This window comes from Kistimonas ophiarachnellae, from assembly GCF_057552235.1.
The window spans coordinates 241,636-255,802 of sequence record NZ_BAAJPA010000002.1 but is presented as its reverse complement, the minus strand read 5'-3'; the positions used below and the strand labels follow the sequence as shown (position 1 = coordinate 255,802).

Annotated in this window: 11 protein-coding genes; 9 read left to right on the top strand and 2 right to left on the bottom strand. The window is 53.2% G+C overall.

What is annotated here, in order from left to right; translation table 11 throughout:
• The 9 genes from AC27K1_RS03355 to AC27K1_RS03315 all read left to right on the top strand — a co-directional run bounded on the left by AC27K1_RS03355 (position 1) and on the right by AC27K1_RS03315 (position 8,999).
• Positions 1–1,206: an NADH:ubiquinone reductase (Na(+)-transporting) subunit B gene (locus AC27K1_RS03355; protein WP_487148286.1), complete on the top strand. Its 1,206-nt coding sequence runs from the start codon at positions 1–3 to the stop codon at positions 1,204–1,206.
• Positions 1,199–1,987 carry a Na(+)-translocating NADH-quinone reductase subunit C gene (locus tag AC27K1_RS03350; protein ID WP_487148285.1) on the top strand — a complete coding sequence of 263 codons (789 nt, stop codon included), beginning with the start codon at positions 1,199–1,201 and terminating at the stop codon, positions 1,985–1,987. The genes AC27K1_RS03355 and AC27K1_RS03350 overlap by 8 nt, the downstream gene beginning before the upstream one ends.
• Before the next feature lies 1 nt (position 1,988).
• The gene (locus tag AC27K1_RS03345) at positions 1,989–2,651 is read left to right on the top strand and encodes an NADH:ubiquinone reductase (Na(+)-transporting) subunit D (RefSeq protein WP_487148283.1); all 663 of its coding nucleotides are present in this window, start codon (positions 1,989–1,991) and stop codon (positions 2,649–2,651) included.
• 2 nt (positions 2,652–2,653) lie between these two features.
• Positions 2,654–3,253, top strand: coding sequence for an NADH:ubiquinone reductase (Na(+)-transporting) subunit E (nqrE, locus tag AC27K1_RS03340; protein ID WP_345198071.1), 600 nt, complete (start codon positions 2,654–2,656; stop codon positions 3,251–3,253).
• Positions 3,254–3,268: 15 nt separating this feature from the next.
• On the top strand, positions 3,269–4,501 hold the full coding sequence (nqrF, locus tag AC27K1_RS03335; RefSeq protein ID WP_487148282.1) for an NADH:ubiquinone reductase (Na(+)-transporting) subunit F: 1,233 nt from the start codon (positions 3,269–3,271) through the stop codon (positions 4,499–4,501).
• Positions 4,502–4,650: 149 nt separating this feature from the next.
• Entirely contained in the window at positions 4,651–5,748 is a 1,098-nt protein-coding gene (locus tag AC27K1_RS03330; RefSeq protein ID WP_487148281.1) for an FAD:protein FMN transferase, read from the top strand.
• A gap of 48 nt (positions 5,749–5,796) precedes the next feature.
• Complete coding sequence (nqrM, locus tag AC27K1_RS03325) at positions 5,797–6,021, top strand: (Na+)-NQR maturation NqrM (RefSeq protein WP_487148280.1); 225 nt, start codon at positions 5,797–5,799, stop codon at positions 6,019–6,021.
• Positions 6,022–6,092: 71 nt separating this feature from the next.
• Positions 6,093–7,487 (top strand): Si-specific NAD(P)(+) transhydrogenase, encoded by a 1,395-nt coding sequence (gene sthA, locus AC27K1_RS03320; protein WP_487148279.1) that lies wholly within the window; start codon positions 6,093–6,095, stop codon positions 7,485–7,487.
• 168 nt (positions 7,488–7,655) lie between these two features.
• A complete protein-coding gene (locus AC27K1_RS03315) occupies positions 7,656–8,999 on the top strand; it encodes a sodium-dependent transporter (RefSeq protein WP_487148278.1) in 1,344 nt (447 codons plus the stop codon).
• Here the strand turns inward: AC27K1_RS03315 and AC27K1_RS03310 are convergent.
• Entirely contained in the window at positions 8,996–10,315 is a 1,320-nt protein-coding gene (locus AC27K1_RS03310; protein ID WP_487148276.1) for an MATE family efflux transporter, read from the bottom strand. The genes AC27K1_RS03315 and AC27K1_RS03310 overlap by 4 nt on opposite strands.
• 46 nt (positions 10,316–10,361) lie before the next feature.
• Positions 10,362–14,063, bottom strand: coding sequence for a methionine synthase (gene metH / locus AC27K1_RS03305; RefSeq protein ID WP_487148275.1), 3,702 nt, complete (start codon positions 14,061–14,063; stop codon positions 10,362–10,364).
• Positions 14,064–14,167 lie beyond the last annotated feature (104 nt).

The window sequence follows — 14,167 nt, the reverse complement described above, 5'->3', positions numbered from 1 at the left end:
ATGGGGTTGCGAAAAGTTCTTGATTCCGTCGCGCCTCTGTTTGAGAAAGGGGGCAAGTACGAAAAGTGGTATCCGCTCTATGAAGCGATTGATACCGTCTTTTACAGTCCGCCGTCAGTCACTCATACCACGTCACATGTACGTGACGGGATTGACTTGAAGCGTATTATGATCACCGTCTGGGCCTGTGCCTTCCCAGCCATGTTTTATGGCATGTGGAACCTGGGTTACCAGGCAAATATGGCCATTCAGGGCGGTTTGTCTGCACCGTCTGACTGGCATGGCTGGCTGATCAGCCTGTTTGCAGGTCATGATCCGTCCAGTATCTGGGACAACATGATCTACGGGGCGGCTTACTTCCTGCCGGTTTACCTGGTCACGTTTGTGGTGGGTGGATTCTGGGAAGTCCTGTTTGCCACTATACGTAAGCATGAGATCAACGAAGGTTTCTTCGTTACCTCTATTCTCTTTGCATTGACTGTACCGCCGACCATCCCGCTGTGGCAGGTTGCCCTGGGTATCAGCTTTGGTGTGGTCATTGGTAAGGAAGTCTTCGGTGGTACCGGTAAGAACTTCCTGAACCCGGCGCTGACAGGTCGTGCGTTCCTGTTCTTTGCGTATCCGGCACAGATGTCCGGTGACGCGGTATGGACAGCCGTTGACGGCTTCAGTGGTGCGACTGCTCTGAGTCTGGGTGCTGATGGTGGTGTTGAAAATATCATGAGCCACGGTATTACCTGGTTTGATGCTTTCTACGGCAACATTCAGGGTTCTATCGGTGAGACCTCCACACTGGCAATCCTGCTGGGTGGTGCGGTCATGATTGCCATGGGTATCGCATCCTGGCGGATCGTTGCCGGCACCATTCTGGGCATGATTGCCATGAGCACGCTGTTCAATGTGATCGGCTCTGATACCAACCCGATGTTCGCCATGCCCTGGTACTGGCACTTCGTACTGGGTGGTTTTGCTTTTGGTCTGATCTTTATGACCACTGACCCGGTCTCCGCGGCAATGACCCATACCGGGCGCTGGCTGTTTGGTGCCCTGATTGGTGTGATGGTCATTCTGATCCGTGTCGCCAACCCGGCCTTCCCGGAAGGCATGATGCTGGCAATTCTGTTTGCCAACCTGTTTGCACCGTTGCTTGATCATTTTGTGGTGCAGGCCAACATCAAACGTCGGGAGGCACGCGTCAATGGCTAATAACGACACAATTAAAAAGACGCTGCTGGTCACCATCACACTGTCGCTCGTGTGTTCGGTGCTGGTGTCCGGTGCGGCGGTGGCATTGAAGTCCCGGCAGAACGAGAACAAGGTGCTGGATGTTCAGCAGAATATTCTCGCGATCTCCGGTCTGGTGGCTGATCCCAAGGCGCTGAGCCGCCAGGAGATCCAGGAAGAGTTCAGCAAGATCACACCGAAGCTTGTTGATCTTGAAACAGGCAAGTTCGACACCAAGCTGGATGTCGACGCATTTAATCAGCAGGCGGCCTCCAAGGATCCTGCGATGTCCAATGCGTTGCCTGCCGATCAGGACAAGGCGCTGATCAAGCGTCTGGAGAAGACAGCCAAGATCTACGTTGTTGAGAAGGATGGCAAGCTGGAAACCGTCATTCTGCCTGTGCGTGGTTATGGTCTGTGGTCAACCCTGTATGGCTTCCTGGCCCTGGAGAGTGATCTCAATACGGTTGCAGGCTTTGGTTTCTATCAGCATGCCGAAACGCCAGGTTTGGGTGGTGAGGTTGATAATCCTCGCTGGAAGGGGCTCTGGATTGGTAAAGAAGTCTTTGATGACAAGGGTAATATCGATATTGCCGTGGTCAAGGGTTCCGTTGATCCGTCAGCGCCTGATGCCAACCACAAGATTGATGGTCTTTCTGGTGCTACTCTGACCAGCCGTGGTGTCGATAACCTGGTCAAGTTCTGGCTTGGCAAGAATGGCTTTGGCCCGTTCCTCAATAATCTGAAGAAGGGGGAGGCGTAAGATGAGTGAAAAGAAAGACGTCATTCTGACGCCCATATTCAACAACAACCCCATCGCGTTGCAGATACTGGGTATCTGTTCCGCGCTGGCGGTAACAACCAGCATGAAGGTCAGTATGGTTATGGCGATTGCCGTAATCTTTGTAACGGCCTTCTCTAACCTGTTCGTTTCGCTGATCCGGAACCAGATTCCGAACAGCATCCGTATCATCGCCCAGATGACGATCATTGCGTCGCTGGTTATCGTGGTCGACCAGGTATTGAAAGCCTACGCCTACGAAATCAGCAAGCAGTTGTCGGTGTTCGTGGGTCTGATCATTACCAACTGTATCGTTATGGGCCGTGCGGAAGCCTACGCGATGAAGAATCCTCCGGGCATGTCTTTCCTGGATGGTATTGGTAACGGCCTGGGTTACGGTGCGGTACTGCTGATTGTTGGTTTCTTCCGTGAACTCCTGGGCTCCGGCAAGCTGTTCGGCTTTGAAGTCCTGCCTGTCGTGAACAACGGCGGCTGGTATCTGCCCAATGGTCTGATGCTGCTGGCACCCAGTGCCTTCTTCCTGATCGGTCTGCTGATCTGGGCATTGCGCGCCTGGAAAACGGAACAGGTTGAAGCACCTGAATACAAGATGGCGGCGCACACGACGGCTAAGGAGGCGCACTGATCATGGTAGAGCATTATCTCAGCCTGTTCGTCAAGGCAGTGTTCGTTGAGAACATGGCCCTGGCGTTCTTCCTGGGCATGTGTACCTTCCTGGCCGTGTCCAAGAAAATCCAGACCGCGTTTGGTCTCGGTGTTGCGGTTATCGTAGTACTGGCAATTACCGTACCGGTCAATAACCTGATCTTTACCCACGTCCTGAAAGAAGGCGCAATCGTTGAAGGCGTTGACCTGACGTTCCTCGGCTATATCACCTACATTGGTGTTATTGCTGCCATCGTTCAGATTCTGGAAATGTTCCTCGACCGTTACGTGCCGGCATTGTACAACGCACTGGGCGTATTTCTGCCGCTGATCACAGTGAACTGTGCCATTCTGGGCGCCTCTCTGTTCATGGTGGAGCGGGACTACAGCTTTGGCGACAGTGTTGTCTACGGCTTGGGCGCAGGTACCGGTTGGGCGCTGGCAATCGTGGCGCTGGCTGGCATCCGTGAGAAGCTGAAATACAGTGACGTTCCTCCGGGTCTCCGGGGGCTGGGCATCACATTCATTACCGTAGGACTGATGTCGCTTGGCTTCATGTCCTTCTCCGGTGTCCAGTTGTAAGGGGGGTGAAAGAGCATGAGTGATACGCAGATCATTGTACTGGGTGTCGTGATGTTCACGCTCATCGTGCTGAGCCTGGTGGCGATTATCCTCGCCGCCCGTTCCAGGCTGGTTAGCACCGGTGACGTGACCATTGAAATCAACGGCGATCCCAGCAAGACCATCACGGCTCCGGCCGGTGGCAAACTGCTGCAAACTCTGGCGGGGCAAGGCATCTTCCTTTCTTCTGCCTGTGGTGGCGGTGGTACCTGTGCCCAGTGTAAGTGTCAGGTGAGTGATGGCGGTGGTTCCGCACTGCCTACAGAAGAGCCGCACTTTACCCGTCGCGAGCTGAATGAAGGCTGGCGTCTGTCCTGCCAGGTGCCGGTCAAGCAGAACATGCAGATCGAAGTGCCTGAAGAGTTCTTCGGCGTTCAGAAGTGGGAGTGTGAGGTTGTTTCCAACGATAACGTCGCAACGTTTATCAAGGAACTCACGCTGAAGCTGCCTGAAGGTGAGAATGTTGACTTCCGCGCCGGTGGTTATGTGCAGCTTGAAGCGCCGGCCCACGAAGTTGACTACAAGAACTTCGATATTCCGGAAGAGTACAAGGGTGACTGGGATAAGTTTAACCTCTGGCAGTACAAGTCCAAGGTTAACGAAACCGTTATCCGTGCCTACTCCATGGCGAACTATCCGGAAGAGAAGGGCATTCTGAAGTTCAACATCCGGATCGCGTCTCCGCCGCCGGGAATGGATGTGCCGCCAGGACAGATGTCTTCCTACGTCTTCAACCTGAAGCCGGGTGACAAGATCACTGTTTACGGTCCATTCGGTGAGTTCTTTGCCAAAGAAACCGATGCCGAGATGGTCTTTGTTGGTGGTGGTGCGGGTATGGCGCCGATGCGCTCCCATATCTTTGACCAGCTCAAGCGTTTGAGTTCCAAGCGTAAGATTTCGTTCTGGTATGGTGCGCGCTCTATGCGTGAATCCTTCTATAACGAAGAGTATGACCAGCTGGCTGCAGACAACGATAATTTCAACTGGCATTTAGCCTTGTCGGATCCGCAGCCAGAAGACAACTGGGATGGCCTCACCGGGTTTATTCATAACGTGCTGTATGAAAATTACCTGAAGGATCACCCGGCCCCTGAAGACTGCGAGTTCTACATGTGTGGACCACCCATGATGAACGCCGCCGTCATCAAATTGCTGGAAGATCTTGGTGTAGAGCGTGAAAATATCCTGCTAGACGACTTCGGCGGTTAATAGCTGCTGAATGAAAAAGCCCGGTCAGACCGGGCTTTTTTGTGCCTGAAGCATCGCACCGAAGAAGGTGTTCATCGGAAACTCGCATGGTAACGGCAGTGGTATCACGGTAGAATTCGTGCCTTGATTCACACTCAGGATATGGTTCCTTGCCTAAGCGTTTCCCCTTGACCCTGGTGCTGATTGCCGCTCTGGTATTGGCTGCTGCGGTCTATTACCAGTCGACACGACCCTCCATCCATGTCCTCCATGGTAAAACCATGGGCACGACCTACAACATCAAGTATGTCGCCGATAACTCGGTTCCTTCAGAGGATGTTGTTGGTAAACAGGTGCATCGAGCCCTGCAGGATGTTGATGACCGCATGTCCACCTATAAGCCGGATTCAGAATTAATGCGTTTTAACCGGCATCCTGTTGATCAGCCGTTTACCGCCAGTGCTGATCTGGTTGCCCTGATCCGTGAAAGCCAGAAGATTTCACAAATGTCGGGCGGCGCTTATGATGTGACGTCTGGGGCGCTGGTGAATCTTTGGGGGTTTGGAGCCGGTAATCAGGCGACAGTAGCATCGCTGGATCCCGCACTGGATGATCCCGCGTTTATCCAGTGGCTGGAAGAAAGCGGCGCGTCCCATGTACCGCCTGCGGATAAAATCCGGGAAACCATGAAAACGGTAGGGTATGACAGCGTGGCTGTTGATGATGCGCAGAAAACCCTGACCCGCCTAAAGCCTGTCTTTGTCGATCTTTCCTCGATAGCCAAAGGGTATGGGGTAGATCAGGCCGCCAGGGCGCTCGAGGCTGAAGGTATTACCGATTATATGGTTGAAGTCGGCGGTGAAGTCCGGATTCGGGGGCGTAAGCCGGATGGACAGGCCTGGCGTATTGCCATTCGGCTGCCGGAATTGCTGACGGAACAGGCAGATGGCATCATAGAAGCTGATAACAAGGGGATAGCCACCTCCGGGGATTATCTGAATTACTACGAGCAGGATGGCGTACATTACTCCCATTTGATTGATGCGCGCACCGGCTATCCCGAGAAACACCGTCTCGCTTCTGTCGCTGTTGTTGCTGACGATACTGCCACGGCCGATGCCTACGCCACGATGTTTATGATCCTCGGGGAAGAAAAGGGCTTGGCGCTGGCCGAAAAAGAGGGCTTGGCGGCTTACTTTATCTATCATACGGGTAAGGGCTTTGAATCGGTCGCCAGTACGGCCTTTCGGCCATACCTGGTTCAATAATTGTTTGCGATAAGCTGTACGACTAACGTCTAATTTGGGTGATATGCAATGACCGTTATGCTCCTGACATTTGCCCTGTTGCTGCTCATCATTCTCGCCATGTCGATCGGTGTGATTTTTGCCAATAAGCCGATCAAGGGGTCATGTGGTGGTTTGGGGAGTCTGGGCCTGAAGGAGGACTGCCCGATTTGTGGTGGTGGCGACAAGGACGCTGAAAAGCTCCCAGAAAACGCCGAATCCCTGTTTTACGATGCCGGTAAGAAGCCGTCATAAGCGGCCGCGCTGGACCTGCGAATAATCAGGCGGTTTGATCACCGCCATTAACAGACCATTGGAGTGCCTTGATGGGTGTGAGCAATTATGACGTTGTCGTACTTGGCAGCGGGCCGGCCGGTGAAGGGGCGGCCTTTAACGCAGTCAAGCTGGGGAAGCGTGTCGCGGTTGTCGAGCAGATGCCGACCGTTGGCGGAAACTGTACCCATCTCGGCACCATTCCCTCCAAAACACTCCGTCACTCCGTCAAGCAGATTTATAGCTTCAACAATAACCCCATGTTCCGGGAGATCGGTGAGCCTCGGTGGTTCAGTTTCCCGAATGTGCTGAAAAGTGCCCATGAGGTTATTCAGAAACAGGTCAAATCCCGTACCCAGTATTATGCGCGGAACCGCATTGACCTCTATTTCGGTATGGGCTGTTTTGTCGATGAGAACACCATTGAAGTGGTGGAAAATGGCGGAAATGTCGAACATCTCGCTGCGCGTCATATCATTATTGCCACAGGTTCACGACCGTATCGTCCCGCGGACGTAGATTTCACGCACCCCCGTATTTATGACAGTGACACGATTCTACAGCTCAACCATACACCTCGACGGATTATTATCTATGGTGCGGGTGTTATTGGCTGTGAATACGCGTCAATTTTTTCCAGCCTTGGCGTGCTTGTCGATCTGGTTGATACCCGTGATCGGCTCCTGTCGTTCCTGGATAACGAGATTTCGGACGCCCTGAGTTATCACCTCAGGAAAAACAATGTAATCATCCGTCACAACGAGGAATACCAGAAAATCGAAGGGACGGATGATGGTGTGGTCATGCACCTTAAATCAGGGAAGAAGATCAAGGCAAACGCGCTGTTATGGGCGAATGGTCGCAGCGGTAATACCAAGAATCTGGGGCTTGAGAATATTGGTCTTGAAGCCAACAGTCGTGGACAGTTGAGCGTCAATGAGTATTACCAGACAGACGTTGAGAATGTCTATGCTGCCGGTGATGTTATTGGCTGGCCCAGCCTGGCCAGTGCCTCTTATGACCAGGGGCGTTTTGCGGCCAACAATATCAAGGGTGACGAGCCGCCGCTGTTTGTTAGCTCTGTGCCTGCGGGTATCTATACGATTCCTGAAATCAGCTCACTGGGCAAAACAGAAGAAGAACTGACAAAAGCGGCTGTACCGTATGAAGTCGGAAAGGCCTTTTTCTCACGTCTGGCACGCGCCCAGATCACCGGTGAAACCGCCGGCATGCTGAAAATATTGTTCCATCGGGAAACGCTGGAAATCCTGGGTATTCACTGTTTTGGAGACCAGGCGGCCGAGATCGTCCATATCGGTCAGGCAGTGATGGAGCAGCCCAATGAGGTCAATAGCCTCAAGTATTTCCTGAATACCACCTTCAATTATCCCACCATGGCAGAAGCCTACCGGGTTGCAGCCCTGGACGGCATGAACCGCGTTTTTTGATCCTCTCTGAAAATCCCGACATTGCGTATCACGCGATGTCGGGTTCATCGCTTTTGGAAACCTCCGCCTGTCTAAGCTGTCTATAAGTATTCCAAGTGTCTAAAAGGGCATCTGGCATGACAACGTTTTTAAACGTTTGGTTCTGAGATGCTGTGAGGGAAACACACGATGACAGTGCCACAGGGCATGACTTCAAACCGGGCCTTTATCCTGGCCATTGCTGGTGCCGCCATTGGGTTAGGCAATATCTGGCGTTTTCCCTATATGGCAGGGGAGAATGGCGGCAGTCTCTTTTTTGTTCTGTATCTATTCTTCGTTCTCCTTTTAGGCATGCCGGTAATGATTTCTGAAATTATTATCGGACGGGCAGGGCGTGCTACACCTGCCACTTCGATGCGTCAGTTGGCTGTTGCATCCGGCGGCTCCAGGCACTGGGGAAAGTTGGCTTGGCTGGGTACACTGGCTGCGATGTTGATCTTGTCGTTTTACTGCGTGGTTTCTGGTTGGGCGCTGTTCTATTTCACTCAAGCGGTGACCGGTCAGTTGGGCCAAATGACAGCGCATCAAGCGCAGGACGTTTTTGAGACCTTTCTGGCTGATCCTTTCTCTGTTGTCAGTTATCAGCTGATATTTATTGCAATGACCCTGTGTGTCAGTGCCCGGAATATCGCCAGTGGTATTGAGGTGCTGAATAATCTGATGATGCCGTTGCTGTACGTAATTTTGATCGCACTGGTTATCGTTACGTCGCAATTTCCCGGCTTTTCTGATGCGGTTTATTACCTCTTCACACCTGATTGGAATAAGTTGGAGTGGTCAGTTGCTCTGGAAGCCATGGGGCATGCGTTCTTTACACTTGCAGTTGGTGCCTGTTGCCTGATGGCTTATGGTGCCTATATGCCTGACCGGCAGTCGGTGTTTAAAGCGGCGGGTATTGTGATTTTGCTGGATCTATTGGTCGCAGTACTGACGGGACTGGCGACCTTTTCCGTCGTTTTTTCGGAAGGATTGGCGCCGTCATCGGGTCCGGGACTGATGTTCGAGACACTACCTGTTGCGCTGAGCGAGTTACCGGGAGGACTGTGGCTGATGCCCCTGTTTTTCCTGCTGCTGGTCATTGCCACCTGGACGTCCTCGGTGAACCTGGCTGAACCGCTGGTTGTTGCCATTGCGCGAACTGGTAATCTCGGCAGGAAAAAAGCAGCGATCGTGACGGGCAGTCTTGTATGGCTTCTGGGGTTGATCCCTGCATTGTCATTCAATGTTTTCAATTCGGTTCGAACCGAATCCGGCAAAACACTATTTGACCTGTTTACGGCGTTCCCTACTGATATATTGCTGCCACTGACAGGTTTTTTGATTTTGCTATTTGCAGGCTTTGTAATGGACAGGGAGATTCTCGTAAGCCAGCTGGGAATTCGAAAACTACTATTCAAACCGTGGCAGGTGATTGTTCGCTATATCAGTCCGGCACTGGTTTTTTTGGTGTTTGCCTGGTCCTGGATGCACTAAATGGTAATCTGGCCCCAGTGTCGACGCTGCCAAGCTATCAGAAGTGCTGTCGATATCAACAGTTTCTGAAGCAGTAGAACACACCACACGGCCGTCAAACTGGCGGTACCATCATGGGTAACCAGCCAGACACCGGGTAACATGAATAGCCATAGCGTACTGAATCGTATGGCCAACACCGTTTTATTAGCACCAGCACCGAGCAGTGACTGGGTTAAGACCAGCGCAAATGATTCAATAATAATGCCGATCCCTGCTAGCTGAAGGGGTAATACCGCCAATTTAACGAGAGTCTCATCGCTACCGAGGAAGGGGCCGAGAAACCACTCGGGGAAGATCAGGACCGGCACACTAAGCAGTGCCAGGATCGCACAGGCCAGCAGAGAAACATCCAGTCCCCAGCGCCAGGCCTCCTGTTGTTTGCCTGCACCTAATGCGTGGCTAACGAGCGTGGTCGAAGCCATACCAAGCCCGATTCCGGGGAGAATCAATACCAGCGAGATATTAATCAAAACATGGGCGATTGCCATGGCGTCACTGCCCAGTCGAGCAATAAGCCAGAACATCAATGACATGCCAAGTGCAAAACAGGTCTGTTGTGCTGAGTCAGGAATGGCGAGACGGACCAGACGAAAGAAACCCTGTCGTGACGGGAGTCTGAAACGAAGCCCCGCCTGGCGTGCCCGCTGGCGAATAAAGTAATGATTCAGCATTGCGCCAAGGTACATGGCGATCAGGGTGCCTGTTGCAGCCCCGGCAACGCCCATTGGCGGAAAACCAAGCAGGCCATAAATCAGGATATAGCTGATGATGGCATTGCATAAATGGGTAAACAGCAGCAGGCGGAAGAACGCGCCGGATTCCCGAATGCCATTCCAGAACCCTCGATAGGACAGGTTGAGCACGGCAGCAGGCAGGCTCAGCACCCGAATGGCAAAGTAGAGCGCAGCCGCTTCTGTCACTGTCTGATTTGCCTGAAAGACCGGCATGATATTGCCCGCTTCCAAGCTGAGCAGGATGCAGAGTGGGAGGGCAAAGAGTAGCGCAATCAGAAATCCACCGCAGACTGGCTCCAGCGGATTACCCGCGCCTTCACCCCGGCGGCGCGCCACCTGAGCCTGGATCGCTGCTGACAAACCACTGATCAACCCAAAACTGACAAAAATCGCATAATTACCGGCCCCGACAGCCGCCAACGCCGATTCACCCAGTTGACCCACCAGAAGTGTATCAACCAGGTTAATCAGGCTTTGTGAGAACATGGTGCCGATGATCGGCAGGCCAAGGGACAGAATTGTGCGGATACGGTCTTGCACAACTACCTCTATCGGGGGCGGAGGAGACGGGCCCTGGGCCCGTTCCTTATGCCGGATCGTAATTCAGGTTCGGCGCCAGCCAGCGCTCGGCCTCTTCAAGGGGCATGGACTTGCGGGCAGCGTAACTTTCCACCTGGTCCCGGTCGATTTTGCCAATGGCAAAGTAGTTCGAATCCGGGTGGGAGAAATACCAGCCACTGACACTGGCGGTCGGGAACATGGCGAAATGTTCCGTAAGGCTGACACTGGTTTCCTGTTCTGCATCCAGCAGACGGAACAGCGTGGCCTTTTCCGTATGATCAGGGCAGGCAGGATAGCCGGGCGCCGGACGAATACCGCGATACGCTTCCTTGATCAACTCGGTATTGCTGAGTTCCTCATCGGGGCAGTAGCCCCAGTATTCCAGACGGACACGTTCGTGCATGTATTCAGCCAGCGCCTCGGCCAGACGGTCAGCCAGTGCCTTGACCATGATGCTGTTGTAATCGTCGTGAGCGTCTTCAAAGCTTTTCGCCAGTTCTTCTGCACCGATGCCTGCCGTGACGACAAAACCACCCACATAGTCGTCGATGCCAGTGTTGCGAGGCGCGACGAAGTCGGACAGGCTGGCATTGGGTTTGCCGGGAACCTTCTGGGTTTGTTGACGCAGATGATGGAGTCTGGCGAGTTCCTCTATGCGGCTCTCGTCGGTATAGAGGACAATGTCATCGTGATCCACCTGGCTGGCGGGCCAGAAACCAATCACTGCCCGGGCCTGTATTTTATCTTCACTGATCAGTGTTTGTAGCATTGCCTGCGCATCATCGAAGAGTTTGCGAGCTTCAGTGCCAACGACTTGGTCATCGAAGATTTTCGGGTATTTGCCGTGCAGATCCCAGGTGATAAAGAAGGGTGTCCAGTCGATATAATCAACCAGCGTTGCCAATGAAACAGCAAGAGTACGACGTCCCAGGAATGCGGGTTTCGGGGGCTGATAACCTTGCCAGTCGATAGGTGTCTTATAGGTGTGGAGCGTGTCGTATGGCCGGCGTTCCGCCTTGGGGCGGCGATTGGCGTTCCGCTCCCGCACCTTTTCATACTCGGCTTTGACAGAAGCGACAAAATCGGGTTTCAGCGTTTTGCTCAATAACTGGGTTGCAACGCTGACACTGCGGGAGGCATCTGGCACATAGACAACGGCATCCTGTTTAAAACAGGGTTCAATCTTGACCGCCGTGTGGGCACGTGATGTGGTTGCACCGCCAATCAACAAGGGAATATCAAAAGACTGCCGCTCCATCTCCCGGGCGACATGGACCATCTCATCAAGGGACGGTGTGATCAGGCCAGAGAGACCAATGATATCGACGTTCTCATCACGGGCCGTCTGCAGAATCTTTTCGCAAGGCACCATGACGCCGAGGTCGATCACTTCATAATTGTTGCACTGCAGGACAACGCCGACGATATTCTTGCCGATATCGTGGACATCGCCCTTGACGGTAGCCATCAGCACTTTGCCTTTGCTTTCAGTCTTGCCGTCTTTTTCTTCCTCAATGAAGGGCACCAGGTGCGCAACGGCCTGTTTCATTACCCGTGCGCTTTTGACTACCTGGGGCAGGAACATCTTGCCTTCACCAAACAGGTCGCCAACGATGTTCATACCATCCATCAGAGGACCTTCGATGACCTCAATGGGGCGTGAAGCTTCGAGTCGGGCTGCTTCGGTATCTTCGGTGATGTAAGTCGTTATGCCTTTGACCAGTGCGTGTTCCAGCCGTTTGTTCACTGGCCATTCGCGCCAGGCCTGGTCTTCTTCTGACTTTTCAGTGCTGCCATCGCCACGGTACTTGTCTGCAATGGCCAGCAGGGCTTCGGTTGCCCCATTGTTACGATTGAGTACTACGTCTTCGACACAGTTTCGGAGCTCTTCGGGAATATCTTCATAAATGGCCAGCTGACCGGCATTGACGATACCCATATCCATGCCCGCGCGAATGGCGTGATACAGAAATACAGCATGAATTGCTTCTCGTACGGGGTTATTACCACGGAAGGAGAAGGACACATTACTGACCCCGCCTGAGATCATCGCGTGGGGCAGGTTCTCTTTAATAAAGCGGGTGCTGTTGATAAAGTCGACAGCATAGTTGTTATGGTCATCAATACCAGTGGCGACAGCGAAGATGTTGGGATCAAAAATAATATCCTGGGGCGGGAAATCCAGTTCATTCACCAGGATGTCATAGGAGCGCTGGCAGATGGCATTCTTGCGCGCTTCGGTATCCGCTTGGCCTGTCTCATCAAAGGCCATAACGACGACCGCCGCGCCATAACGTTTGCAGAGCAGTGCCTGTTCCTGGAAGTTGTCTTCACCTTCTTTCAGGCTGATGGAATTAACGATGCCCTTACCCTGGATACATTTGAGGCCAGCTTCGATGATTTCCCACTTGGAGGAGTCAATCATGATCGGCACACGGGAAATGTCGGGTTCAGAAGCGATCAGATTCAGGAATCGAACCATGGCCTGAAGGCTGTCCAGCATGCCTTCATCCATATTGATATCAATGACTTGCGCGCCATTCTCAACCTGAGTTCTCGCAACATCTAATGCGGTATCGTAATCCTCGGCCTTGATCAATCGCTTGAATGCTGCCGAGCCGGTAATGTTGCAACGCTCGCCGACATTGACGAACAGGGAGTCTGCTGTAATGTTGAATGGCTCCAGACCACTCAAACGACAGGCAACAGGTATCTCTGGAATGCGCCGGGGAGATAATGACGTCATGCGGCGCGCGATTTCGGCAATATGCGCAGGGCTGGTGCCGCAGCAACCGCCGATGATATTGACCAGGCCGGAACGGGCAAACTCTTCAACGATGTCTGCCATCTGTTCAGGGGTTTCATCATACTCCCCGAATTCGTTTGGTAACCCGGCATTGGGGTGCGCGCTAACGTAGGTGTTGGCTTTGGTTGCGATTTCCAGCACGTAAGGGCGAAGTTCTTCGGCGCCTAACGCACAGTTCAGGCCAATGCTGACAGGTTTTGCATGGGCAACGGAGTTCCAGAAGGCCTCGGTGGTCTGGCCGGACAGGGTTCTGCCGGAAGCGTCCGTAATGGTGCCGGAGATCATGATCGGGAGTTCAACCCCCAGTTCCGCATAAACATCCTGAATCGCAAAGATAGCGGCTTTTGCGTTGAGGGTATCAAACACGGTTTCGATCAGGATGATATCGGCTCCGCCCTCAATCAGTGCCCGGGTTGCCTCACGGTAACCTTCAGCTAATTCGTCAAAGGAGGTGTTGCGAAAGCCGGGGTCGTTGACGTCCGGTGAAATAGATGCGGTCCGGCTGGTCGGCCCGAGGACGCCGGCGACAAAGCGAGGTTTTTCCGGTGTTTCCTGCGACATGGCGTCGGCGACTTTACGGGCAAGGCGGGCGGATTCCCGGTTGATGTCGCTGACATGGCCTTCCATGCCGTAATCCGCCATGGCTACCGGTGTGGCGTTGAACGTATTGGTTTCGAGAATGTCGGCGCCGGCTTCGAGGTAGGCGCGATGAATTCTTTCAATGATGGCTGGCTGGGTCAGTGACAGCAGGTCGTTATTGCCTTTCAGGTCTGAAGGCCAGTCCTGGAAGCGTTCCCCCCGGTAATCAGCTTCCTCGAGTTTGTGTTCCTGGATCATGGTGCCCATGGCGCCGTCCAGAATCAGGATGCGGTTGGCTAAGGCGTCGTGCAGCAGGCTGATACGTTTCTCTCTGGACATCATTATTGTTTCGTCTGGCCTTGGATGGATTAGCGCAGCGCAATGGTACCAGAATTAGCGTCAGCAATGGGATGGGGAAGTGGAAATGCCGTTGGGAACCGGCATTT

Excerpts from the sequence above, each read along its gene's own strand:
- nqrF (WP_487148282.1), top strand. The coding sequence starts at position 3,269 with ATGAGTGATACGCAGATCATTGTACTGGGTGTCGTGATGTTCACGCTC.
- sthA (WP_487148279.1), top strand. The coding sequence starts at position 6,093 with ATGGGTGTGAGCAATTATGACGTTGTCGTACTTGGCAGCGGGCCGGCC.
- nqrM (WP_487148280.1), top strand. The coding sequence starts at position 5,797 with ATGACCGTTATGCTCCTGACATTTGCCCTGTTGCTGCTCATCATTCTC.
- nqrE (WP_345198071.1), top strand. The coding sequence starts at position 2,654 with ATGGTAGAGCATTATCTCAGCCTGTTCGTCAAGGCAGTGTTCGTTGAG.
- AC27K1_RS03315 (WP_487148278.1), top strand. The coding sequence starts at position 7,656 with ATGACAGTGCCACAGGGCATGACTTCAAACCGGGCCTTTATCCTGGCC.
- AC27K1_RS03355 (WP_487148286.1), top strand. The coding sequence starts at position 1 with ATGGGGTTGCGAAAAGTTCTTGATTCCGTCGCGCCTCTGTTTGAGAAA.
- metH (WP_487148275.1), bottom strand. The coding sequence starts at position 14,063 with ATGATGTCCAGAGAGAAACGTATCAGCCTGCTGCACGACGCCTTAGCC.
- AC27K1_RS03350 (WP_487148285.1), top strand. The coding sequence starts at position 1,199 with ATGGCTAATAACGACACAATTAAAAAGACGCTGCTGGTCACCATCACA.
- AC27K1_RS03345 (WP_487148283.1), top strand. The coding sequence starts at position 1,989 with ATGAGTGAAAAGAAAGACGTCATTCTGACGCCCATATTCAACAACAAC.